Consider the following 21,564-nt stretch of genomic DNA (forward strand, 5'->3'; position numbering starts at 1 on the left):
CCTACGACGCCCGTGCCGTCACCGCCCGCACACCCCGGATCAGCGCCTCCACCCCGGCCTCCGCCTTGGCCCGCGGGCACCCCACGTTCAGCCGGACGAAGCCCTCCGCGCCGTACACCCCGCCCGGCATCACCGCGACCTTCTCCTGCTCGATCAGCACCCGCTGCAACGCCTCGTCGTCCTCGATCCCGGCGGGCCGCAGATCGATCCAGGCCAGATAGCCGGCCTGCGGCGGCCGCCACCCCAGCTCCGGGAACGCCTCGTCCAGCCGTCGTGCGACCAGCACCAGATTCCCGGCGACGTACTCCCGCAGCGCGTCCAGCCACGCCGCCGACTCCCGGTACGCGGCGATGTGCGCGGTCAGCGACAGCACCGCCGGGGAGGCGAGCCCCTCGGCCGTCTCCATCCGGCGCAGGAACTCCGTCCGGTCCGCCGGATCACCGATCAGCCCGTACGAACCGCTCAGCGCCGGGAAGTTGAACGCCTTGGATCCGGAGGTGATCAGCGCCCAGCGGCCGTCGCCCGCGACCCGGGTCCACGGCACATGCACATGCCCCTCGTGCACGAAGTCCGCGTGTATCTCGTCGCTGATCACCGCGACCCCGTACCGCGCGGCGAGCGACGCCGTCTCGTCCAGTTCGGCCGCCGTCCACACCCGGCCGGTCGGGTTGTGCGGGGAGCACAGGACCAGGACCTTGCTGTCGGGGCGGGCCAGCTCGCGTTCCAGCGCGGCCCGGTCCCCCACCGGCACGCCCCGCAGCTCACGCCCGAGCCCGGTGACCGCCTTGCGGAAACCGTCGTACGTGGGGGTGTGGACGACCACGCCCTCGCCCGGCGACGTCCACATCTGCAACAGCTGGGAGAGCTGGCTGAGCACGGAGGGCGCGTAGACCAGCTGCCCGGTGTCCACCTCCGTGCCGTACCGGGTCGAGTACCAGTGGGCTATCGCCGAACGGAAGTCGTCCTGCCACCAGTCGGTGTAGCCGAACACCCCGTGGTCGAGACGGGAGCGCAGCGCGCCCAGCACCTCCGGGGCGGTCTCGAAGTCCATGTCGGAGATGGTGAACGGCAGCAGCCCGTCCACCCCGAACCGGTCCGCCACCCCGTCCCACTGGACACACCAGGTACCCCGGCGGTCGACGACGGTGTCGAAGTCATAGCGCGCGCTGGAACTCACAGCGACCCCTTGAATATGCGTCTGTCGTAGATCGGACATGTGTCTGCCGGACAATGCCGTGGGCCCGGCACCCCGAGGGGTACCGGGCCCACGGCCACACACTTCGTACCGGCTGCTACTTCAGCTTGGTGCCGGTGGAGCGCAGGTTGGCGCAGGCCTCCGTGACGCGCTCGGCCATGCCCGCCTCTGCGGACTTGCCCCAACTGCGCGGGTCGTAGACCTTCTTGTTGCCGACCTCGCCGTCGACCTTCAGCACACCGTCGTAGTTGCGGAACATGTGGTCCACGATCGGGCGGGTGAAGGCGTACTGGGTGTCGGTGTCGAGGTTCATCTTCACGACGCCGTTCTCCAGCGCGGTGGCGATCTCCTGCGCGGTGGAGCCGGAGCCGCCGTGGAAGACGAAGTCGAACGGCGACGTCACGCCGTACTTGGCGCCGACGCCCTCCTGGAGGTCCTTCAGCAGCTCGGGACGGAGCACGACGTTGCCCGGCTTGTAGACGCCGTGGACGTTGCCGAAGGAGGCGGCCAGCAGGTAGCGGCCCTTCTCCCCCAGGCCGAGCGCCTCGGCGGTGCGCAGCGTGTCGTCGACGGTGGTGTACAGCTCGTCGTTGATCTCGTGCGTGACACCGTCCTCCTCGCCGCCGGTCGGGGTGATCTCGACCTCAAGGATGATCTTGGCGGCGGCGGCCTTGGCCAGCAGCTCCTGGCCGATGGCCAGGTTGTCGGCGAGGGTCTCGGCCGAACCGTCCCACATGTGGCTCTGGAACAGCGGGTTCTCACCGCGGGCGACGCGCTCGGCGGAGATGTCGAGCAGCGGACGCACATAGCCGTCCAGCTTGTCCTTGGGGCAGTGGTCGGTGTGCAGCGCGACCGTGATGTCGTACTTGGCGGCGACGATGTGCGCGAACTCGGCCAGGGCGACGGCGCCGGTGACCATGTCCTTGTTGTACTGGCCGCCCAGGAACTCCGCCCCACCGGTGGAGATCTGGACGATGCCGTCGCTCTCCGCCTCCGCGAAGCCGCGCAGTGCAGCGTGCAGGGTCTGGGTCGACGTCACATTGATGGCCGGGTAGGCGAACTTCCCTGCCTTCGCCCGGTCGAGCATCTCGGCGTAGACCTCGGGGGTTGCGATGGGCATCTGACCGCTCCTTGGGATATGCGGGTGTGCGTGCTGGTTCCCTGACCTGGGGGCGACGTCATCGTCGCCCCCATCTTCCCAGACTCTCGCTCCGGCTCCACTCGGCCCTTCGGCCCGGCTCCTGGGGGCGCGGTGCGCGGGCACGCGAAAGGGGTGGGCCGTTTCACGTGAAACCACCCACCCCCGGAAGAAACCGCAGGTCAAAGCCTAAAGTCGGCTCAGGCCAGGTCGAGATCGGCCACCGAGTAGACGTGGACGTACGGCAGCCCGGCCTCGGCGACGGCCCCAGCCGCACCCCGCTCCACGATCACGGCCACGGCCACGACCTCGCCACCGGCCTCGCGCACCGCCTCGACGGCCGTCAACGGCGAACCACCGGTGGTGGAGGTGTCCTCCACCACCAGGCAGCGGCGGCCCTTCACATCCGCGCCCTCGATCCGGCGCTGCATCCCGTGCGCCTTCTGCGCCTTGCGGACGACGAACGCGTCCAGCTCCTGCCCGCGCGCGGCGGAGGCGTGCAGCATCGAGGTGGCGACCGGGTCGGCGCCCAGGGTCAGCCCGCCCACGCAGTCGTAGTCCAGCTCGGCGGTGGCGTCGAGCATGACCTGACCGACCATCGGAGCGGCCTTGCCGTCCAGCGTGATGCGGCGCAGGTCGATGTACCAGTCGGCCTCAAGACCCGAGGAGAGGGTCACCTTGCCGTGTACCACGGCCTTGTCCTTGATCTGCTGGAGCAGCTCAGCACGTACGTCACTCATGGCTACGAGCTTAGAGGCTGTCCGGCGGGCCGCCGCCGGGGCCGGAGCCGGGGTCAGAGCCGGCGCCAGCTCCACGTCGTCGCGATCTCCAGCGGATCGATCGGGGTGACGTAGCGGGGCGCGGTGTTCAGCCCGTTCGGCGGGCCGGACTGCGGCTCCACACAGACCGCCTCGTCCTGCTCGTCGTAGATCACGACCCACTCGGTCCGGCTCTTCACGGTCAGCTCCAGCTGCTCCGGCCAGGTGAGTGTCACCTCGACACCGTCCGGCATTCCGAAGCAGTCGTCCCAGGGGCCGTTCAGGGGCGGGATGCGGCGGCCGGTCGGCAGATGGTCCTCGCCCCGCTCCTCCTGCCAGGCCGCGTCGAAGGCCAGCTCCACGTCCTTGCCGCCACCGCCGAGGTTGCGCAGGAACCACGGGTGCCAGCCGGCCTGCGCCGGGAACGAGTCCCCGTACGTCTCGATGCCGAAGGCGAGGGTGAGCGAATCCTCGGCCAGCTCGAAGGTCTGGGTCACCCGGCCCGGGTACGGCCAGGGCTCGGCGAGGTCGTAGTAGAACGACGCCTCCCGCTCCCCCAGCCGGGCGGTGTGCCAGGCGGTGTCCCGGCCGGTGCCGTGGATGGCGTGCGGCGGGGAGTTCAGCGGCAACCGGTGCGGGACGTCGCCGTTGTGGAACAGCCCGTTCCCGGTGCGCCCGCACCACGGCACCATCGGGAAGCAGCCGTACCGCTCCCCCTGCCGCAGCAGTTCGGTGCCATCGATCCGCAGGCTGTCGATGCGACAGCCGTTGGCGGGATTCACGGTCAACTCTGTGTCGCCGACCGACAGCCGGACGTCCTTCTCGCTGCTACTCACCCGACCGACACTACTGGCGCGAGGGCTACCGTCGCCGCCTCAGCGCCCGGGTCACCACCACGGCGGACGCCAGCGCGAGCGCGGCGGCCGGGGCGACCCAGCGGAGCGTGGCGCCCGCGGTGGTCGAATCGGGTGACGGGACGGGGGCGTACCGGCCGCGCGGCGGCGCGTGGTCGACCTCCTCGGCGCTGCGGCCGATCATCGTCCGCCTGGCGTGCGCGGCCTCCGCCGGGAGGTCGTCGGAGTCGGTAAACTCCGTCTCGGACACCGGGTCGAGCGACGGCGGGGGCACGGGCGCGTCGAAGACGGAGCCGGTTCCCGGCGGGTTCCCCGGGGCCTCGGGCTCCCCCGCCGCAGGCGCCTCGTCGGCCGTGGCGTCATGGGTGGGCGGTACGTCGTCGATGTCGCCGGACTCCGGGACGGCGTCGCGGGCGGTGGCCGCGCCGGTCGTGTCGGCCTCCTCGGCCGCCTCCTCGATGGCCTGCTCCACGGCCTCGCCGAGCGGCCCGTCCGGTTCACCACCGGTCGCCAGCGTCTCCGTCACCAGCTGCTGGGCGAAGCGATCCAGCAACCGGTGGGCCGCGGCGAGCGCCGCCGCCGCGTCCAGCTCCAGGAACCGGCCGTCACCGCTCGCCGTACCCGTGAAGCCGATCGCCGTACCGCCGTCGCGCGCGGTCAGGCCGATCGTCAGGCTCAGCCTCAGCGAGCCGCTGCCCCGGGCCTCGGCGCCCTCGCCCGTCACCAGGATCTGCGCCCCGGCCCCGGGCGCACCCTCCGGGCCGTCCTGCGTCGCATCGGTGAGCCGCAGGACACCGCGGTAAGTGATCGTGTGGCCGTCGACCCTGATCCTGAGCCGGCCGGACAACGGGCCCGCGGACGCGTCGGCGTCCTGCTGCAGACCCGGCACACAGCGCGCGACGCGGGCGGGGTCACCCAGCGTCCGCCTCAGGGACGGGACCGGAACCGGTACGAACACCTCATGCTCCATGGAAACCGAGCCTACTCAGCCCCGGGCCGTCACGTCAGCGGTTCCGTCCTCCGAGGCCCCCGCCGGCCCGCGTCGCCACCGCTCGCTCACCGGTCCTCCCAGTACCGCGGATGCACCAGCGTCGACGGCGGCAGCCCCGGCATCCGGTCGCGCTCCGTCCGCCGCCCCGCGTCGCCCAGCTCCGGCTCCGTCATCGACCGCAGCACCGGCGCCTTCGGGGCAAGGCCGAGCTCCGGCGTCCTCCCCGGACCGGCGAGGACGAAGCCCCAGCCGTGCGCGCGCTGCGCCCGGTGCGTGGCCCGGTCGGGTCCGGCCGCGGAATCGGCCAGCCGGCCGGTGATCCGGTACGGGCGGGTACGCAGGCCCGCCGCCCGCATCGACGCCTCGACCGTCCAGAACGTGCGCGGCCGGGACACCGAAGGGCCCCCGTGCACCACCACGCGGCCGCCGGGCGCGAGCGCCTCGGCGACCAGGCCGTAGAACTCCGCCGAGTAGAGCTTCGTGCTGGTGGAGATCCCGGGGTCGGGCAGATCGGAGATCACCACGTCGTAGCCGCCGCGCGCCGCCCGCAGCCAGTTGAAGGCGTCGGCGGTGACGGCGGTGAGCCGGGGATCGCGGAGCGCGTGGCCGTTCAGCTCCGAGAGCGCCGGGTCGGTACGGGCCAGCCGGGTGACTCCCCGGTCCAGCTCGACCACGGTGACGCCGCGTACGTCCGGGTAGCGCAGCACCTCCCGGGCGGCGAGGCCGTCACCGCCGCCCAGGATCAGCACCCGGGCGTGCGGCCCGTTCATCGCGGGGTGCACCAGCGCCTCGTGGTAGCGGTACTCGTCGTGCCCGCTGACCCGCAGCCGGCCGTCCAGATACAGGTCCAGGGAGCTGCGGCCCGCCCCCGTCAGCACCACCTCCTGGACCTCGGTCTGCACCGCGACCCGCACCGCGTCCCCGTACACCGCGCGCCGCGCCGCCCGCTCGAAGTCGTCGACCAGCGCGGTGGCGACCGCCAGCACCGCGATCACCGCCACGTTGAACACGATCAGCAGCCAGCGCGAGCGCGGGCTGAGGTCCCGCCGGAACACCCACAGCACCAGCGCCCCGCCCGCCGCCGCGTTGACCGCGCCGGTGAAAAGCGCCCCGGTGAGCTGCCCGAGCACCGGCAGCAGCAGGAACGGGAAGGCGAGCCCGCCGACCAGCGCGCCCACGTAGTCGGCGGCGAAGAGATCCGCGACGGCGCCGCCCGCGTCCTGCCGGTCGACGCGCTGGATCAACGTCATCAGCAGCGGGATCTCCGCACCGATCAGGATCCCGATCGTGAGCGAGAACCCGACCAGGGCGTACCGCGACTCCCCGATCCAGGCGAACGACGCGTACAGCACCAGCGCCGAGGAACCGCCGACGAGCGCGAGCGCCGCCTCGATCAGCCCGAAACCCACTGCGGCACGGCTGCGTAAACGTTTCGCGAGAAGCGAGCCGACGCCCATCGCGAAGACCATCACGGACAGCACGACCGAGGCCTGGGTGACGGAATCACCGATCAGATACGAGGCGAGCGCCACCAGTTCGAGCTCGTACACCAGGCCGCAGGCGGCACAGACGAAGACAGCGGCGAGCACGAGATACCGACAGGTCCTCGGCCGTACGGGAAGACACGCCGCGCCCCCTCGCAGCGACACCTGCTGGTCGATCATGATGCGAACGCTACGTCACGATTACGTGGCAGCCTGTCACCCACAAGGGTGTAAGTGGCGTGCTCACAATGGAGTTGGGACTACTCAGAACGCAGCCGTCGGCATCCGCACTCCCACTCGGGTGCGCGTCACCACCAACTGCCCCTCCTGCGGGTACGCGTGCCAGGTGCGCCACCGCACCTGGCCCTCGGTCCGCTGGGCGAGCATGGCGGTGAAGGCGTGCGGACTGCCGGGGAACGTCCCGGCGAGACCGTGCGGATGGTCAGCCACCAGCGCGAGCAGCTCCTGCGCGCGCCCCGCGAACGAGCCCTCCGAGAGCGTCTCGACGCGCGCCGCGAATTCGTACTCCCATTCCCCGAGCCGCTTGGAGACACCGAGCGGGAGCGGGGTGCTGCTCCCGGGGATGCAGGCGACGGTTTCGGAGCAGGTGCCGCGCTCCTCTTCGAGAAGCACCTGGTGGGAGGCGCCGAGCAGGCGCATCTGAAGCCCGGCACCCGCGAGATCGAGATCGAGCACGGCCAGGGCGGGGAGCGGTTCGCGCCCCAGCGCCCAGGCCAGATCGGCAGCACGGGTATCGGAATAAGCCGTCTGGAGGGTCGTGAGCATGGGTCGGCTCCGCAAGCAAGCATGGACACATGGACAGGGGACGCCCCCGGCGCGATGCGCGTGGGAGGTGGGTAGCGCCCGATCAGGTCCAACTGGGGTCCGAGGGCTGAATGTTCTCTCAACCGAGGGAACCACGAATAGGCCGCATCCACAGCGTTTTTACCCAACTTGCCGTGGTTTCCATCCCCTCGGGGGCCTCTCGGTTCATCTGTTCACCGGCAACTCACCAAATGCCCAACAAAAAGGTGCCCGGCGGGAGTTCACCCGCCGGACACCTTCGGAACCAGCCGTCCGGATCAGCTTCCTCCGCCGCATCCGCCCCCGCCGCCGCACGAGGAACCGCCGCCGCACGAGGAGTGTCCGCCGCCGCAGGAATGACCACCGGAGTGCCCGCTTCCGCAGGACGAACCACCGCCGCCGTCACCCCCCGCCCACCAGCCGCCCCCCGCGCTGCCGCCGGCGGCCCCCCGCCGCACACCGCGCCTGCCCGCCTTCGACCGGTTCCCGGCGCGAACCAGGACCGAGACGAACAACACGATCAGAACGACCGCGATCACCGCACCGACAAGAAAAACACTCACCGACCTCACGCCCTTCCATCCCCCGAAGCGAGGTCCCCCCGCTTCCATGCGCTTCCTGCGTGTGTGTGGGGGATGCCCCGCCCCCGAACGGCCAAAGCAGACTTGAGCAACTCCAGAGCTTTTGCGCAGGATGGCAGCCATGACACAGGGACGACCGCTGCTCAACCGCCGCCTCGCCGAGTTCGGTACCACGATCTTCGCGGAGATGTCGGCGCTCGCCGTACGGACCGGCTCCATCAACCTCGGCCAGGGCTTCCCCGACACCGACGGCCCCGAGGAGATCCGCGAGGCCGCGGTCCGGGCGCTGCGCGACGGGCACGGCAACCAGTACCCGCCGGGCCCCGGCATCCCCGAACTGCGCACCGCGATCGCCGACCACCAGCAACATCGCTACGGCCTCGCCCACGACCCCGACACCGAGGTCCTGGTCACCGCCGGGGCCACCGAGGCCATCGCCGCGACCCTGCTGGCACTGCTGGAGCCCGGCGACGAGGTCATCGCCTTCGAGCCCTTCTACGACTCCTACGCCGCCTGCATCGCCATGGCGGGCGGCCGTCGCGTACCGCTGACCCTCCGCGCCCCGGGCTTCCGCCCGGACCTCGACGCCCTCCGGGACGCGATCACCCCACGCACCCGGCTGCTGCTGCTGAACAGCCCGCACAACCCGACCGGCATGGTCCTCACCCGCGAGGAACTCACCACGATCGCCGGACTGGCGGTGGAGCACGACCTCCTCGTGGTCACCGACGAGGTCTACGAACACCTGGTCTTTGAGGGCGAGCACATCCCGCTGATCTCACTGCCCGGCATGCGCGACCGCACGGTCTCCATCTCGTCCGCCGGCAAGACCTTCTCGTACACCGGCTGGAAAGTCGGCTGGGTCACCGCGAGCGCCCCGCTGGTCGCCGCCGTCCGGACCGCCAAGCAGTATCTGACCTACGTCAGCGCGGGCCCGTTCCAGTACGCCGTCGCCGAGGCGCTGCGCCTGCCGGACTCCTACTTCGAGGGCTTCCGCGCCGACCTGCGACGCAAGCGCGACCTGCTCGGCGACGGGCTGCGCGCGGCCGGGTTCGAGGTCCACCAGCCCCAGGGCACGTACTTCATCACCACCGACATCACGCCCTTCGGCGAGAAGGACGCCTACGCCTTCTGCCGCGCGCTGCCCGAACGCTGCGGCGTCGTCGCCGTCCCCAACTCCGTCTTCTACGACGACCCGGACGCCGGCCGCAGCCAGGTGCGCTTCACCTTCTGCAAGAAGGAGGACGTCCTGCGGGAGGCGGCCGGCCGGCTGCGGCGCCTGGCGCCCTGAAACCGGCACACCCCGGGGCTGCGGTCGTGAGGACCGCCGCCCCGGGGTGTGGTGTCACCGCCGTACGAGGGCTCAGGCGCCCGGGGGGACCGGGTCGCCGCCCTCCGGCGCCTTCTCCTCGGCCGGGGCCAGGCCCAGGCGCTCCAGCAGCCACTTGTCGAACTCGATCGAGGCGCGCACCCAGCTGACCGTCGACGAGACGAAGTGCTCCAGGCTGACGCCCGTACCGATGAGCATCTGCGCCTCACCGATCAGACGGACCGAGACCTCGGTGTCCTCGGAGCCCTCCTCGGGCTCGTGGGTGTGCGTGTAGACCTTGGGCCACAGGGTGCGGCGGTTCCAGTCGTCGATCGCGTCGAGCAGGACCGGGCGCTGGTCCGCGGCGTGCGGGCGGTCGTAGAACGTACGGACCGAGAAGACCTGCTGCTCGTCCTCGCCCCGGAACATGAAGTACGTCCGGAAGTCCTCCCACGGCGCCGCGAGGTCGCCCTCGTCGTCGACGACGTACTTCAGCTCCATCTGTTCGAGGAGCTGCTTGACGAGGTCCTGGTCAGGGACAACGGGGCCCTCGGGTCCTGCCGCCTGCGGTTCGGGCTGGCCCCCGAAATTCGGAATCGAGGACGGATCGATAGACATCGCTGGGTACTCCTGTGGATCGCACGTGGTTTCCTGCCGACGACCCTAGCCGCGTTTCGTGGCCAGGGGGTCTTCCAGGGCCCGTCCGGCCGTGATCCGCCGGACCGGCCCAAGGGGTGTGTCCGGCGGATCGGCGCCGGCCACGGATCGGGGCGGGACACCGATCGGGCCGGACACGCCCTAAGCACTTCGGGGGCTCAGCTGCGTATCGGCCACCCGCGCCCGCGACCAGGCGGCGGCGGCGAGAATCGCGCACAGCACCCCGAGGAGTCCGGACGCGCCGATGGTGTTCGCCGACGAGCCGGACAGCTCCGTCGCCACACCGCCCACCGCGACACCGATCCCCTGCACGGCGGTCACCCCCGACCTGGCGAGCCCCAGTGCCTGGCCACGCCGGTCGACCGGGGTCAGGAGCACGAAGGTGGCCCCGGCGGTGATCTGGTACGCGGAGCACACCCCGGCCACCAGCAGCAGGAACATGGCCACGGCCACACTCGGGTCGAGCCAGTAGGCCATCAGCGGCAGATTCGCGCCGATCGCCAACGGCCCGAGCAGTCGGCGCCGCAACTCGTCACCGACCTTGGCCCGCCCCAGCAGCGCCGCCCCCAGCACCATTCCCGCCGGATGCGAGGCGAGCAGGAGTCCCACCGAGTAGGCGCCGCCGCCGGCCTCGTCCGCGAACGGGGCGGCCAGCCCCTCCGGCAGGACGACGAAGCCCGCGAGCCACCCCAGCGCCAGCAGCGACCGGAGCCTGCGGTCCGACCAGATCAGCGCGGCGGCGCCCCCGACCTGTGCGCCGAGCCGCGTCCTGCGGGCGTCTTCACTCGCCGTGGGACGGGCCTTCACGCCGATCCTGATCAGGGTCGCCGAAAGCAGGAAGGTCGCCGCGTTCACGCCCAGGGAGAGATTGCTGCCCAGCCACGCGGCCAGCAGACCTCCCCCGGCGAAGCCGACCAGCTGCCCGACCTGGTGGGTGATCTGCATGACCCGCTGGCCGCGTTCGTACTTCTGCGGGCCGAGCACGGTGGGCAGCAGCGCGCCCTGGGCGGCGCCGAAGGGCGCCTCGGCCAGCTGCGCCAGCACCAGCAGCCCGGCCAGCAGCGGCAGGGGCATTCCGGGCAGGGCCATCAGCCCGACCAGCACCATCCGCACCAGGTCGCAGCTGATCATGACCGTACGCCGGGGGAACCGGTCCGCCAGGCCGGACAGGAGCACCCCGGACAGCAGCGCGGGCAAGGTGGTCAGCGCATACGTCGCCGCGGTCCACCCCGGCGAATCGGTGCGTTCGAACACGAGCAACGACAGGGCCACGCGTGCCAGTTGGTCACCCAGGATCGACTGAGCATAGGCAGCCCAGAGGGTACGGAATTCGCCAAGGTGAAAGAGATTGTCAGATCTGGGCTTTTTGATCCCCGGATTTATCTCATCGCCCATCCGCTCGTTCATGCGGGCACGCTACCGACTGTCGAATTCGGCCCCCAACCCAGCTCGCGAGCAGGCCACGGAGGACGTCCCGGGGTGTCCTGATTATTCGTACACCGCCGGGCGGGCACTGTCCCTACCCGCACAGAACTCCCTTGTCATGGGCGGGGGATGCGGCCCCGGAAGGAGCCGGTCCGGGTGAGTTCACCCCCGGTGCGGAGCCAGGCGTTTGGCGCAATATCGATGCTGAACAATGGATCACCAATGGCGGCGATGATTCCCTCTCATCCCGTTCCTTGCGGAATCACCGCTTTCTCGCGGAATCGCCGCGATGTCTCCCCTCCCGCCCGGCGGCGCCGACGGCAGGGCCCCGGCCGGGACGCCTGGTCCTCCGGCCGGGCCGAGTGCCGTCTACGCGGTGGTGCCCGGGGTCACACGGTGCCGCCCGGGGTCACACGGTGCCGCCCGGGGTCACGCGGTGCCGCCCGGGGTCACAAGGCGCTGTCCGAGGTCGCGGGGCCGACGAGCAGGTCGTCACCGACCCGGTCCACCCGTACGGTGTCCCCGTCCGTCACCTCGCCGGAGAGGATCTCCTTCGCCAGCCGGTCACCGATCGCCGTCTGGATGAGGCGGCGCAGCGGCCGCGCCCCGTACGCCGGGTCGTTGCCCTCCTCGGCCAGCCAGGCCAGGGCGGCCGGGGTGATGTCGAGCGTGAGCTGCCGGTCGGCCAGCCGCTTGGCGAGCCGGTCGATCTGGAGCTTCGCGATGTGCGCGAGTTCGTCGCCGGACAGGGCGGAGAAGACCACCAGGTCGTCGAGCCGGTTGAGGAACTCCGGCTTGAACGAGGCCCGTACGACCTCCAGGACCCGTTGCTTCTTCTCCTCGGGCTTGGTCAGGGGGTCGACCAGGAACTGGCTGCCGAGGTTGGAGGTCAGGATCAGGATGGTGTTGCGGAAGTCCACCGTCCGGCCCTGCCCGTCGGTGAGCCGGCCGTCGTCGAGGACCTGGAGCAGGATGTCGAAGACCTCGGGGTGCGCCTTCTCGACCTCGTCCAGCAGCACGACGCTGTACGGGCGGCGGCGGACCGCCTCGGTGAGCTGACCGCCCTCCTCGTAGCCGACGTAGCCGGGCGGGGCGCCGACCAGTCGGGCGACGCTGTGCTTCTCGCCGTACTCGCTCATGTCGATGCGGACCATGGCCCGCTCGTCGTCGAAGAGGAAGTCGGCGAGCGCCTTGGCGAGCTCGGTCTTGCCGACACCGGTCGGCCCGAGGAAGAGGAACGAGCCGGTGGGCCGGTCGGGGTCGGCGATTCCGGCGCGGGTGCGGCGTACCGCGTCCGAGACGGCCTGCACGGCCTCGGTCTGGCCGATCAGGCGCCGGCCGAGCTCCTCCTCCATGCGCAGCAGCTTCTGGGTCTCGCCCTCCAGCAGACGTCCGGCCGGGATGCCGGTCCAGGAGCCGACGACGTCGGCGATGTCGTCGGGGCCGACCTCCTCCTTGACCATCGTGTCCTTCGCGGCCTCCTGCTCGGCCTCGCTCGCCTCCGCCAACTCCCGCTCCAGGCCGGGGATCTCCCCGTACAGCAGCTTGGAGGCGGTGTCGAAGTCGCCGTCGCGCTGGGCGCGTTCGGCCTGGCCGCGCAGTTCGTCGAGGCGCTCCTTCAGCTCACCGACGCGGTTGAGGCCCTGCTTCTCCTTCTCCCAGCGGGCGTTGAGACCGCGCAGCTCCTCCTCCTTGTCGGCGAGGTCGCGGCGGAGCTTCTCCAGGCGCTGCCGGGAGCCGGGGTCGGTCTCGTTCTTGAGGGCCAGCTCCTCCATGTGGAGGCGGTCGACGGCGCGCTGGAGCTCGTCGATCTCGACCGGCGAGGAGTCGATCTCCATGCGCAGCCGGGACGCCGCCTCGTCGACCAGGTCGATCGCCTTGTCGGGGAGGAAGCGGGAGGTGATGTAGCGGTCGGAGAGGGTCGCGGCGGCCACCAGCGACGAGTCCGCGATGGAGACCTTGTGGTGGGCCTCGTAGCGGCCCTTGAGCCCGCGCAGGATCGCGATGGTGTCCTCGACGCTCGGCTCGGCCACCAGCACCTGCTGGAAGCGGCGCTCCAGGGCGGGGTCCTTCTCGATCCGCTCGCGGTACTCGTCGAGCGTCGTGGCGCCGACCATGCGGAGCTCGCCGCGGGCCAGCATCGGCTTGAGCATGTTGCCGGCGTCCATGGCGGAGTCGCCGCCGGCGCCCGCGCCCACGACGGTGTGCAGCTCGTCGATGAAGGTGACGATCTGCCCGTCGCTCTCCTTGATCTCGGAGAGGACGGTCTTCAGCCGCTCCTCGAACTCGCCGCGGTACTTGGCGCCCGCGACCATCGCACCGAGGTCGAGCGAGACGAGCCGCTTGTTCTTCAGGGACTCGGGGACGTCGCCCTTGACGATGCGCTGGGCGAGGCCCTCGACGACGGCCGTCTTGCCGACGCCGGGCTCACCGATGAGCACGGGGTTGTTCTTGGTGCGGCGGGAGAGCACCTGGACGACCCGGCGGATCTCCTGGTCACGGCCGATGACCGGGTCGAGCTTGCCCTCGCGTGCGGCGGCGGTGAAGTCCGTGCCGAACTTCTCCAGCGCCTTGTACTGGCCCTCCGGGTCGGGTGTGGTCACCCGGCGCCCTCCCCTGCTCTTCTCGAATGCGTCCAGCAGCCTCTTAGCACTGGCGCCCTGCCCACCGAGGATCTCACCGGCGCGGCCGCCCTCGGCCGCGATGCCGATCAGCAGGTGCTCGGTGGAGATGTAGTCGTCGCCGAGCTCCTTCGCACGCTGCGCGGCGTCGGCGATGACGGCGAGCAGCTCGCGGTTGGGCTGCGGCGGGGCGACGGTGGACCCGGTGACGCTGGGCTGGGCGCCCAGCAGCCGCTCGGTCTCGGTGCGTACGGCGATCTGGTCGGCCTCGACGGCGGCGAGCAGATCGGTGACGTTCTCGTTGTCCTCGCCCGCGAGGAGGGCGAGCAACAGATGCCCGGGGGTCAGATCGGGGTGCCCGTCCTTCACGGCCCTGTTGGTGGCCGCGTTGATGGCGTCCCGGCTCTTGTTGGTCAGCTCGGCGTCCACGTGCGCTTTCTCCTCCTTGCGGCGACTGCCCTCTCGACAACACTGACTAGATCGACGTGCGTAAAGTTGAGTCTACCCCACTCAAGCCAATATTGAGTCCACCCCACTCAACTTGATGCCGGGGGCGCCCCGGGTCCGATTCCGCCGATTCCGGTGCTTCCGTCGATTCCGGTGCGTCCGCCGATTCCACCGATTCCGGTGCTTCGAGTGAACCGGCCGGCCCGGCCCTCCGCCACCGCGGCGGGGGCGGCGGGCCGGCCGGCGCCCGCGCTGCCTACGCTGTCCGCATGGCAGTCGACGTGACGAACCCCGGCCCCGAGTACCTCGCCTTCTGGCGCGCGCGGCATGTGTGCACCCTGACCACGCCCCGCCCCGACGGCACGCCGCACGTGGTGCCGGTGGGCGTGACGTACGACCCCGAGACGAGGCTGGCGCGGGTCATCACCGGAAAGAACACCAGGAAGGCCGCCAACGTGCTGGCCGCGGGCCCGGACGGGGCACGGGTCGCGGTCTGCCAGATCGACGGGCGCCGCTGGGCGACGCTGGAGGGGCGCGCGACGGTGCGCACGGAGCCGGAGGCGGTGGCCGAGGCGGTACGCCGCTACGCGGAGCGCTACGAGCGCACGCCGGCGCCCAACCCGGACCGGATCGTCATCGAGATCGCCGTGGACCGGGCGCTCGGCAGGGCCTGAGCACGGCTCCGGACCGTACCCGGCCGGAGAAAGCACAACGGCGCCATCGTGTTCAGGTCACGATGGCGCCGTTGTGTGGGGGAGTGACTGAGCGACATGGAACGACGGGGGATCGCTCAGGCACTGCGGGGGGTGGCGGAAATAGTCTCTGGCTCGAACAGCTGGTGGTCACGCCGGTCGAGGTTGACGAAAATCATGTCGTACCGGATCGCACAGCGAACGGGCTGCGGGGCTCCACGCGGCTTGCGGAGGCATCGGTAGGCACGTACTTCGTCGTCTTCTTCACGTGCGACAACGATGGGGTCGCCGAACAGAGTGACCATCAACGAGTCGCCACAGTGGGGGATGGCGGTGACGAGATCGATGAAATGCCAGCCTGATCGGTAGGCCGTGGCCATCTCGCGCCGGAAGGTCCGGTCGTCCGGCGGGATGGTCATGCGCCCGGCTGGGCCGTGGCGGAGCCGATACGGGCGGGCGAGACCCAGCCGATGTCGGACGACTTGGCAGGTGCGACCCACCCGATGTCGGACGACTTGGCAGGTGCGACCCAGCCGATGTCGGACGACTTGGCGGGCGCGACCGGCCACCCGATGTCACCGTCGGCCGAGGCCTGGACGACCCACCCGATGTCGGACGACTTGGCAGGTGCGACCGGCCACCCGATGTCACCGTCGGCCCCGGCCCGGACAGCCCACCCGATGTCGCCACCGGCAACACTGTCCTCGCTCCAGCCAATGTCGCTGCCGCCCAGCAGCCCGATGCCCAGGGCCGCGACGAACGAGACGGCAAGCGCCGAGCGATGCATTCGCTTATACATAGTCGGCTTCGTCCTCACTTGTGGATTCTTCTCCCCCGCACCTAAGACGATGTCTCACCTGGGCACGCGAGCACCACTGAGTAGATGCATCATGTTCCTGCATGTTCAGGAACCTGGGGGGTGACGATATGACTACAAGCAACACAAAGCCGACACATTCTCATGGGATCACCGAACTGTGCGACGCGGGGGCACGCCTTTACGCCAGCGCTTTGCGGTTGGGACGCATCGCCCGCGCCGAAGTGGAACCGGCGCCCTGCCTGATGGAGTTCGCGCTACTGCATCCCGATCCGGACGACCCGGACTGGCTCCGGCCCGTTCCGCCGACCACCGCTCTCGCGCAACATCTGCATCCCATCGAGCGCGAGATCCTGGAGCGGCGCCGGCACTCGGTCGAACTGACGGAGTCGTTCGAGCCATTCATGGACATCAGCACTCTGGGGCCGCCCAGCACCCACGCCATCACCGTGCTGGAAGGCGCGAACCGGATCAACGCGGCCCTCGATCTCGCCACCGCAGAGTGCCGCACCGAAGTGCTCACCGTCCAGCCCGGCGGCGGCCGGACCGAGGATCGTCTCAGCAAGTCGCTGGAGCGCGGCCTGTCCGTGATCCACCGCGGCGTCGGCATGCGCACCCTCTACCAGCACACCGCGCGCCACAGCCCCAGCACACTCGCGTACGCGGAGCGCATGACCGACGACAACGTGGAGATACGCACGCTCGAAGAGCTGATCGACCGCCTGATCGTGTTCGACCGGACCGTCGCCTTCATCCCGGCCAGCGACGACGACCAGGTCGCCCTGGAACTCCGCCATCCCGGGCTCGTGCAGTACCTGGTCAACGTGTTCGAGCAGTTCTGGACGAGGGCGGCTCCGCTGCGGGAGGAGGTCAAGTACGAACCGACCTCCCTGGGCATCAGCGGGGTTCAGCGCTCCATCGCCCAGCTCCTCGTGGAGGGCCACGTGGACGACTCGATCGCCCGCAGGCTCGGCATGAACGTCCGCACCTGCCGCGCCCACGTCGCCAAGCTCGCCGCCACACTCGGCAGCAACAGCCGGGCCCAGCTCGGCTACCTGATAGCGCGGTCGGGAATCCTGGAAGAGGAGCAGAACTGACCGGCCCCGCCACACACACCGCACACACAACACACGGCGCACACGGCGCACGGCACGGCCGTACACCACTGACACCGCACCGCACCGCACCGGCGTACGGCAAAGGGCCGGGGAACCGACCCGTGAGTCGACTCCCCGGCCCTTCACCGTCAGCTCAGTCCTTCGGCCGCTTCGGCCGCCAGACCACCAACGCGCTGGTCTGCTGTACGTCCTGATACGGCACCAGGTCGCGCCGGTAGGAGGCGTGCACCTGGGCCTCGCGCTGCTGCATGGCCTGTGCCGCGCCGTCCACCGTCGCCGACAGCTCGGCGACGCGCTGCTGGAGCGCGGCCACCTGGTGCTCCAGCTCGATGATGCGCTTGATGCCGGCGAGGTTGATGCCCTCGTCCTGCGACAGCTGCTGCACGGTGCGCAGCAACTCGATGTCGCGGGCCGAGTAGCGTCTGCCGCGCCCGGCCGTGCGGTCGGGCGAGACGAGGCCGAGACGGTCGTACTGGCGCAGTGTCTGCGGGTGCAGGCCCGAGAGCTGGGCCGCGATCGAGATCACGTACACCGGGGACTCGTCGGTCAGTTCGTACGGATTGCGTCGTCGGCCGTCCACCTCAAGCTCCCTTCGCTGCCTGGAACAGCTCCGCCCGCGGGTCCTGGCCCGCGGTCGCCTTCCGGTAGGCCTCCAGGGCGTCCCTGGCCTCATTGCTGAGGTCGCCCGGCACCTTCACCTCGACGGTGACCAGCAGGTCGCCCCGGGTGCCGTCCTTGCGTACGGCGCCCTTGCCGCGGGCGCGCATCGTACGCCCGTTGGGAGTGCCGGCGGGCAGTTTCAGCGTGACGGGCGGGCCGCCGAGCGTGGGCACCTTCACCTCGCCGCCGAGCGCCGCCTCCGTGAAGTCGACGGGCACGGTGACCGTGAGGTTGTCGCCCTTGCGGCCGAAGACCGGGTGGGCGTCGACGTGGACCACGACGTACAGATCGCCGGCCGGTCCACCGCGCTCGCCCGGTCCGCCCTTGCCGCGCAGCCGGATCCGCTGGTTGTCGGAGACGCCCGCCGGAATCCTGACCTGCATGGTCCTGGAGGACTTCGCCCGTCCGCTGCCCTTGCAGACATCGCACGGGTCCTGGGCGATGAGGCCCCGGCCCTTGCAGTCCACGCAGGGGTCGGTGAGCGAGAAGCCGCCGCCGGTGCCGCGCGACACCTGGCCGGTGCCGAGACAGGTCGGGCAGACCCTGGGGGTGCCGTTCTTGTCGCCGGTGCCGGAGCAGGCCTTGCAGGGTGCCTGGCTGGACATCCGCAGCGGGACCGTGGCCCCCTCGACCGCCTCGGTGAAGCTGAGCGTCACCTCGGACTCGATGTCCTGGCCGCGCCGCGGCTGCACCCGCGTCCCCGTGCCGCCCCGGTTGAACAGGCCGCCGAAGACGTCGCCCAGACCGCCGCCGCCGAAACCGCCGGCCGCGCCGCCCTGGCCCCCGCCCTGGGTGCCTCCGAAGAGGTCGCCCAGGTCGAAGTTGAAGTTGCCTCCGGCGCCGCCGGGTCCGGCCCGGAAGCCGCCGTTGCCGAAGAGGGCGCGTGCCTCGTCGTACTCCTTGCGCTTCTTGCTGTCACCGAGGACGTCGTTCGCCTCGGAGATCTCCTTGAAGCGCTCCTCGGCCTTGTCGTCGCCCTTGTTGGCGTCCGGGTGGAACTCGCGGGCGAGCTTCCGGTACGCCTTCTTGATCTCGGCGTCGGTGGCGTCCTTGGGGACGCCGAGGACCTTGTAGTAGTCCTTCTCGACGAAGTCCTTCGTGCTCATCGACGTCCCTCCTTCCGGACGATCGGCCATGCGACCGGCCCGTTGGCCGGTCGCATGGCCGGGCGGTGGGCCGCGAAGTGGTCGGACGGAATGTCAGACCTCCTCGGTGCCACCGCTCTCCTCGTCGGTTGCCTTCTCTTCCTTCGCTGCGGCCGGCGTCGCACCCGGCTGGGGTTCGGCCACCGCCACCCGCGCGGGGCGGATGGTGCGCTCGCCGATCCGATACCCCGGCTGCAGGATCGCCACGCAGGTCGTCTCGGTGACATCCGGCGCGTACGAGTGCATCAGGGCTTCGTGGATCGTCGGGTCGAAGGGCTCGCCCTCCTTGCCGAACTGCTGCAGGCCCAGCTTGGCGACGACCGTCTCCAGCGACTCGGCCACCGACTTGAACCCGCCCACGAGCTCGCCGTGATCGCGGGCCCGGCCGACGTCGTCGAGCACGGGCAGGAGCTCGGACAGGAGACCCGCGACTGCGATCTCCTTGACCGTGGCCCGGTCCCGCTCGACGCGGCGGCGATAGTTCTGGTACTCGGCCTGGAGCCGCTGGAGGTCGCCCGTGCGCTCGTTGAGCGCGGTGCGGACCTGGTCCAGCTGGGCTGTCAGGCCGACTGTCTGTACTCCGTCCCCGGCCGGGGCCGCCCCCTCCTCCGAAGAGGGAGAGGCGTCCTTCGGCTCAGCTCCGTCAGGGGTGGCGCCGGAGGGGACGTCGGGCTTCTCCTCGAAACCCGGAGTCTCCTCGGTCACACCGCACCGCCCTTGGCGTCCTTCTCGTCGTCCACGATCTCGGCGTCGACGACATCGTCATCGGCCTTGGCCTGCTGGGCACCCGGCTGCGGGTCGCCCTGCGGGGCGCCGTCGGTCGGGGCGTTGGCGTACATCGCCTGGCCGAGCTTCTGCGAGACGGCCGCGACCTTCTCGGTGGCGGTACGGATCTCGGCGGTGTCCTCGCCCTTGAGCTTCTCCTTCAGCTCGGTGAGCGCGGTCTCCACCTCCGTCTTCACGTCGCCGGGGACCTTGTCCTCGTTGTCCTTGAGGAACTTCTCGGTCTGGTAGACGAGCTGCTCACCCTGGTTGCGCGACTCGGCGGCCTCGCGGCGGCGGTGGTCCTCCTCCGCGTACTGCTCGGCCTCCTCACGCATCCGGTTGACCTCGTCCTTCGGCAGCGAGGAGCCGCCGGTGACGGTCATCTTCTGCTCCTTGCCGGTGCCGAGGTCCTTGGCGGCGACGTGCATGATGCCGTTCGCGTCGATGTCGAACGCGACCTCGATCTGCGGGACGCCACGCGGGGCCGGCGGCAGGCCGGTCAGCTCGAACATCCCGAGCTTCTTGTTGTACGCCGCGATCTCGCGCTCGCCCTGGTAGACCTGGATCTGCACGGACGGCTGGTTGTCCTCGGCCGTCGTGAAGATCTCGGAGCGCTTGGTCGGGATCGTGGTGTTGCGCTCGATGAGCTTCGTCATGATGCCGCCCTTGGTCTCGATACCGAGGGACAGCGGGGTGACGTCGAGCAGCAGGACGTCCTTGACCTCGCCCTTGAGGACACCGGCCTGGAGCGAGGCGCCGATGGCGACGACCTCGTCCGGGTTCACACCCTTGTTGGCCTCCTGGCCACCGGTCAGCTCCTTGACGAGCTCGGCGACGGCCGGCATACGGGTGGAGCCACCGACGAGAACGACGTGGTCGATCTCGGAGAGCTGGATGCCCGCGTCCTTGATGACGTTGTGGAACGGGCTCTTGCAGCGGTCCAGGAGGTCGGCCGTGAGCTGCTGGAACTGCGAGCGCGTGAGCTTCTCGTCCAGGTGCAGCGGGCCCTCGGCGGACGCCGTGATGTAGGGCAGGTTGATCGTGGTCTCGGTCGAGGACGAGAGCTCGATCTTCGCCTTCTCCGCGGCCTCGCGCAGACGCTGGAGAGCCATCTTGTCCTTGGACAGGTCCACGCCGTGCCCGTTGGCGAACTGCTTCACCAGGTAGTCGACGACGCGCTGGTCCCAGTCGTCACCACCGAGGTGGTTGTCACCGTTGGTGGCCTTCACCTCGACGACGCCGTCACCGATCTCCAGGAGCGACACGTCGAAGGTGCCGCCGCCGAGGTCGAAGACGAGGATCGTCTGGTCGTCCTTGTCGAGCCCGTACGCCAGCGCGGCGGCGGTCGGCTCGTTGACGATGCGCAGGACGTTGAGGCCCGCGATCTCGCCGGCCTCCTTGGTCGCCTGACGCTCGGAGTCGTTGAAGTACGCGGGGACGGTGATGACCGCGTCGGTCACCTTCTCGCCCAGGTACGACTCGGCGTCGCGCTTCAGCTTCTGCAGGATGAAGGCGCTCATCTGCTGCGGGTTGAAGCTCTTGCCGTCCAGGTCGATCTTCCAGTCAGTGCCCATGTGGCGCTTGACGGAGCGGATGGTCCTGTCGACGTTGGTCACTGCCTGGCGCTTGGCGACCTCGCCGACCAGCACCTCGCCGTTCTTCGCGAAGGCGACGACGGACGGCGTGGTCCTGGCGCCCTCTGCGTTGGTGATGACGGTGGGCTCGCCGCCTTCGAGAACGCTGACGACGGAGTTAGTCGTGCCCAGGTCGATGCCGACCGCACGTGCCATTTCAATTCCTCCAGCTTGACTACTTGAGTGGATCTGACTCAAGGATGCACGACCCCCGCCCCACTGTCAACAGACCTGAGTCGAGTCGACTCAACTATCGTGCACAGACCCCGCGCGGACCGCCATTTCCCTTGCCATTCCCCTCGCCGCTTCCCCGCCATCCCCCGGCCCTGCGACCCGGTCGCGCGCGACACCGCCCACCCCCGGGCGGCGCAACCCTCCCCCATCATCGCCCCATGGGATCGTTCTGTCACAAAAGGCCGCGAGTCACGCAAAACCGACACTCGATCCGCCGCGAACCCAGGCAGGTGCG

The 21,564-nt window shown here is 70.2% G+C and carries 19 protein-coding genes; 3 read left to right on the plus strand and 16 right to left on the minus strand.

What is annotated here, in order from left to right:
- Nucleotide 1: 1 nt before the first annotated feature.
- The 7 genes from ABZ622_RS14320 to ABZ622_RS14350 all read right to left on the minus strand — a co-directional run bounded on the left by ABZ622_RS14320 (nt 2) and on the right by ABZ622_RS14350 (nt 7,206).
- The gene (locus tag ABZ622_RS14320; protein ID WP_360542853.1) at nt 2–1,216 is read right to left on the minus strand and encodes a MalY/PatB family protein; all 1,215 of its coding nucleotides are present in this window, start codon (nt 1,214–1,216) and stop codon (nt 2–4) included.
- 76 nt (nt 1,217–1,292) lie between these two features.
- Nucleotides 1,293–2,315, minus strand: coding sequence for a class II fructose-bisphosphate aldolase (gene fbaA / locus ABZ622_RS14325; protein WP_360542855.1), 1,023 nt, complete (start codon nt 2,313–2,315; stop codon nt 1,293–1,295).
- A gap of 218 nt (nt 2,316–2,533) precedes the next feature.
- Nucleotides 2,534–3,073: an orotate phosphoribosyltransferase gene (gene pyrE, locus ABZ622_RS14330; RefSeq protein ID WP_360542857.1), complete on the minus strand. Its 540-nt coding sequence runs from the start codon at nt 3,071–3,073 to the stop codon at nt 2,534–2,536.
- A 53-nt stretch (nt 3,074–3,126) separates the two neighbouring features.
- Complete coding sequence (locus ABZ622_RS14335; protein WP_360542859.1) at nt 3,127–3,927, minus strand: aldose 1-epimerase; 801 nt, start codon at nt 3,925–3,927, stop codon at nt 3,127–3,129.
- Nucleotides 3,928–3,952: 25 nt separating this feature from the next.
- Nucleotides 3,953–4,915 (minus strand): carbon monoxide dehydrogenase, encoded by a 963-nt coding sequence (locus tag ABZ622_RS14340; RefSeq protein ID WP_360542861.1) that lies wholly within the window; start codon nt 4,913–4,915, stop codon nt 3,953–3,955.
- 86 nt (nt 4,916–5,001) lie between these two features.
- Nucleotides 5,002–6,600: a polyamine aminopropyltransferase gene (locus ABZ622_RS14345; protein ID WP_360542863.1), complete on the minus strand. Its 1,599-nt coding sequence runs from the start codon at nt 6,598–6,600 to the stop codon at nt 5,002–5,004.
- Between the two features lie 84 nt (nt 6,601–6,684).
- Nucleotides 6,685–7,206, minus strand: a complete 522-nt coding sequence (locus ABZ622_RS14350; protein ID WP_360542865.1) for a DUF2617 family protein — start codon at nt 7,204–7,206, stop codon at nt 6,685–6,687.
- A gap of 711 nt (nt 7,207–7,917) precedes the next feature.
- Here ABZ622_RS14350 and ABZ622_RS14355 point away from each other — a divergent pair.
- The gene (locus ABZ622_RS14355; protein ID WP_360542867.1) at nt 7,918–9,096 is read left to right on the plus strand and encodes a pyridoxal phosphate-dependent aminotransferase; all 1,179 of its coding nucleotides are present in this window, start codon (nt 7,918–7,920) and stop codon (nt 9,094–9,096) included.
- 72 nt (nt 9,097–9,168) lie between these two features.
- On the opposite strand, the gene ABZ622_RS14360 is transcribed toward ABZ622_RS14355, so the two are convergent.
- From ABZ622_RS14360 to clpB, 3 genes are all read right to left on the minus strand, one after another.
- Nucleotides 9,169–9,732 carry a YbjN domain-containing protein gene (locus tag ABZ622_RS14360; protein ID WP_360542869.1) on the minus strand — a complete coding sequence of 188 codons (564 nt, stop codon included), beginning with the start codon at nt 9,730–9,732 and terminating at the stop codon, nt 9,169–9,171.
- A 180-nt stretch (nt 9,733–9,912) separates the two neighbouring features.
- The gene (locus tag ABZ622_RS14365) at nt 9,913–11,178 is read right to left on the minus strand and encodes an MFS transporter (RefSeq protein WP_360542871.1); all 1,266 of its coding nucleotides are present in this window, start codon (nt 11,176–11,178) and stop codon (nt 9,913–9,915) included.
- A gap of 467 nt (nt 11,179–11,645) precedes the next feature.
- Nucleotides 11,646–14,246 carry an ATP-dependent chaperone ClpB gene (gene clpB / locus ABZ622_RS14370; protein ID WP_360542873.1) on the minus strand — a complete coding sequence of 867 codons (2,601 nt, stop codon included), beginning with the start codon at nt 14,244–14,246 and terminating at the stop codon, nt 11,646–11,648.
- A gap of 287 nt (nt 14,247–14,533) precedes the next feature.
- Between clpB and ABZ622_RS14375 the strand changes: the two genes are divergently transcribed.
- Nucleotides 14,534–14,938, plus strand: a complete 405-nt coding sequence (locus ABZ622_RS14375) for a TIGR03618 family F420-dependent PPOX class oxidoreductase (RefSeq protein WP_266914967.1) — start codon at nt 14,534–14,536, stop codon at nt 14,936–14,938.
- A gap of 116 nt (nt 14,939–15,054) precedes the next feature.
- Here the strand turns inward: ABZ622_RS14375 and ABZ622_RS14380 are convergent, their stop codons facing one another.
- Together ABZ622_RS14380 and ABZ622_RS14385 are read right to left on the minus strand one after the other, a co-directional pair.
- Nucleotides 15,055–15,375, minus strand: a complete 321-nt coding sequence (locus tag ABZ622_RS14380; protein ID WP_072487853.1) for a (2Fe-2S)-binding protein — start codon at nt 15,373–15,375, stop codon at nt 15,055–15,057.
- Nucleotides 15,372–15,755, minus strand: a complete 384-nt coding sequence (locus tag ABZ622_RS14385; RefSeq protein ID WP_360542875.1) for a hypothetical protein — start codon at nt 15,753–15,755, stop codon at nt 15,372–15,374. Before ABZ622_RS14385 ends, ABZ622_RS14380 begins: the two co-directional genes overlap by 4 nt.
- 128 nt (nt 15,756–15,883) lie before the next feature.
- On the opposite strand from ABZ622_RS14385, the gene ABZ622_RS14390 reads away from it, so the two are divergent.
- The gene (locus ABZ622_RS14390) at nt 15,884–16,870 is read left to right on the plus strand and encodes a helix-turn-helix transcriptional regulator (RefSeq protein ID WP_360542877.1); all 987 of its coding nucleotides are present in this window, start codon (nt 15,884–15,886) and stop codon (nt 16,868–16,870) included.
- 154 nt (nt 16,871–17,024) lie between these two features.
- On the opposite strand, the gene ABZ622_RS14395 is transcribed toward ABZ622_RS14390, so the two are convergent.
- From ABZ622_RS14395 to dnaK, 4 genes are all read right to left on the minus strand, one after another.
- Nucleotides 17,025–17,471 carry a helix-turn-helix domain-containing protein gene (locus tag ABZ622_RS14395; RefSeq protein ID WP_360542879.1) on the minus strand — a complete coding sequence of 149 codons (447 nt, stop codon included), beginning with the start codon at nt 17,469–17,471 and terminating at the stop codon, nt 17,025–17,027.
- A gap of 1 nt (nt 17,472) precedes the next feature.
- A complete protein-coding gene (gene dnaJ, locus ABZ622_RS14400; protein ID WP_360542881.1) occupies nt 17,473–18,657 on the minus strand; it encodes a molecular chaperone DnaJ in 1,185 nt (394 codons plus the stop codon).
- A gap of 93 nt (nt 18,658–18,750) precedes the next feature.
- Nucleotides 18,751–19,401, minus strand: coding sequence for a nucleotide exchange factor GrpE (gene grpE, locus ABZ622_RS14405; RefSeq protein ID WP_124719625.1), 651 nt, complete (start codon nt 19,399–19,401; stop codon nt 18,751–18,753).
- Complete coding sequence (gene dnaK / locus ABZ622_RS14410) at nt 19,398–21,251, minus strand: molecular chaperone DnaK (protein ID WP_360542883.1); 1,854 nt, start codon at nt 21,249–21,251, stop codon at nt 19,398–19,400. The genes grpE and dnaK overlap by 4 nt, the downstream gene beginning before the upstream one ends.
- Nucleotides 21,252–21,564: the final 313 nt, after the last annotated feature.

Source organism: Streptomyces sp. NPDC007164 (assembly GCF_040634135.1).
GTDB classification, from domain to species: Bacteria; Actinomycetota; Actinomycetes; order Streptomycetales; family Streptomycetaceae; genus Streptomyces; species Streptomyces sanglieri.

Bases quoted from the DNA above. Each gene is read 5' to 3' on its own strand.
- fbaA (WP_360542855.1), bottom strand. From the start codon at position 2,315: ATGCCCATCGCAACCCCCGAGGTCTACGCCGAGATGCTCGACCGGGCG.
- ABZ622_RS14350 (WP_360542865.1), bottom strand. From the start codon at position 7,206: ATGCTCACGACCCTCCAGACGGCTTATTCCGATACCCGTGCTGCCGAT.
- pyrE (WP_360542857.1), bottom strand. From the start codon at position 3,073: ATGAGTGACGTACGTGCTGAGCTGCTCCAGCAGATCAAGGACAAGGCC.
- ABZ622_RS14385 (WP_360542875.1), bottom strand. From the start codon at position 15,755: ATGTATAAGCGAATGCATCGCTCGGCGCTTGCCGTCTCGTTCGTCGCG.
- ABZ622_RS14360 (WP_360542869.1), bottom strand. From the start codon at position 9,732: ATGTCTATCGATCCGTCCTCGATTCCGAATTTCGGGGGCCAGCCCGAA.
- ABZ622_RS14380 (WP_072487853.1), bottom strand. From the start codon at position 15,375: ATGACCATCCCGCCGGACGACCGGACCTTCCGGCGCGAGATGGCCACG.
- ABZ622_RS14365 (WP_360542871.1), bottom strand. From the start codon at position 11,178: ATGAACGAGCGGATGGGCGATGAGATAAATCCGGGGATCAAAAAGCCC.
- dnaJ (WP_360542881.1), bottom strand. From the start codon at position 18,657: ATGAGCACGAAGGACTTCGTCGAGAAGGACTACTACAAGGTCCTCGGC.
- ABZ622_RS14375 (WP_266914967.1), top strand. From the start codon at position 14,534: ATGGCAGTCGACGTGACGAACCCCGGCCCCGAGTACCTCGCCTTCTGG.
- ABZ622_RS14390 (WP_360542877.1), top strand. From the start codon at position 15,884: ATGACTACAAGCAACACAAAGCCGACACATTCTCATGGGATCACCGAA.
- ABZ622_RS14340 (WP_360542861.1), bottom strand. From the start codon at position 4,915: ATGGAGCATGAGGTGTTCGTACCGGTTCCGGTCCCGTCCCTGAGGCGG.
- dnaK (WP_360542883.1), bottom strand. From the start codon at position 21,251: ATGGCACGTGCGGTCGGCATCGACCTGGGCACGACTAACTCCGTCGTC.
- ABZ622_RS14355 (WP_360542867.1), top strand. From the start codon at position 7,918: ATGGCAGCCATGACACAGGGACGACCGCTGCTCAACCGCCGCCTCGCC.
- ABZ622_RS14345 (WP_360542863.1), bottom strand. From the start codon at position 6,600: ATGATCGACCAGCAGGTGTCGCTGCGAGGGGGCGCGGCGTGTCTTCCC.
- ABZ622_RS14320 (WP_360542853.1), bottom strand. From the start codon at position 1,216: ATGTCCGATCTACGACAGACGCATATTCAAGGGGTCGCTGTGAGTTCC.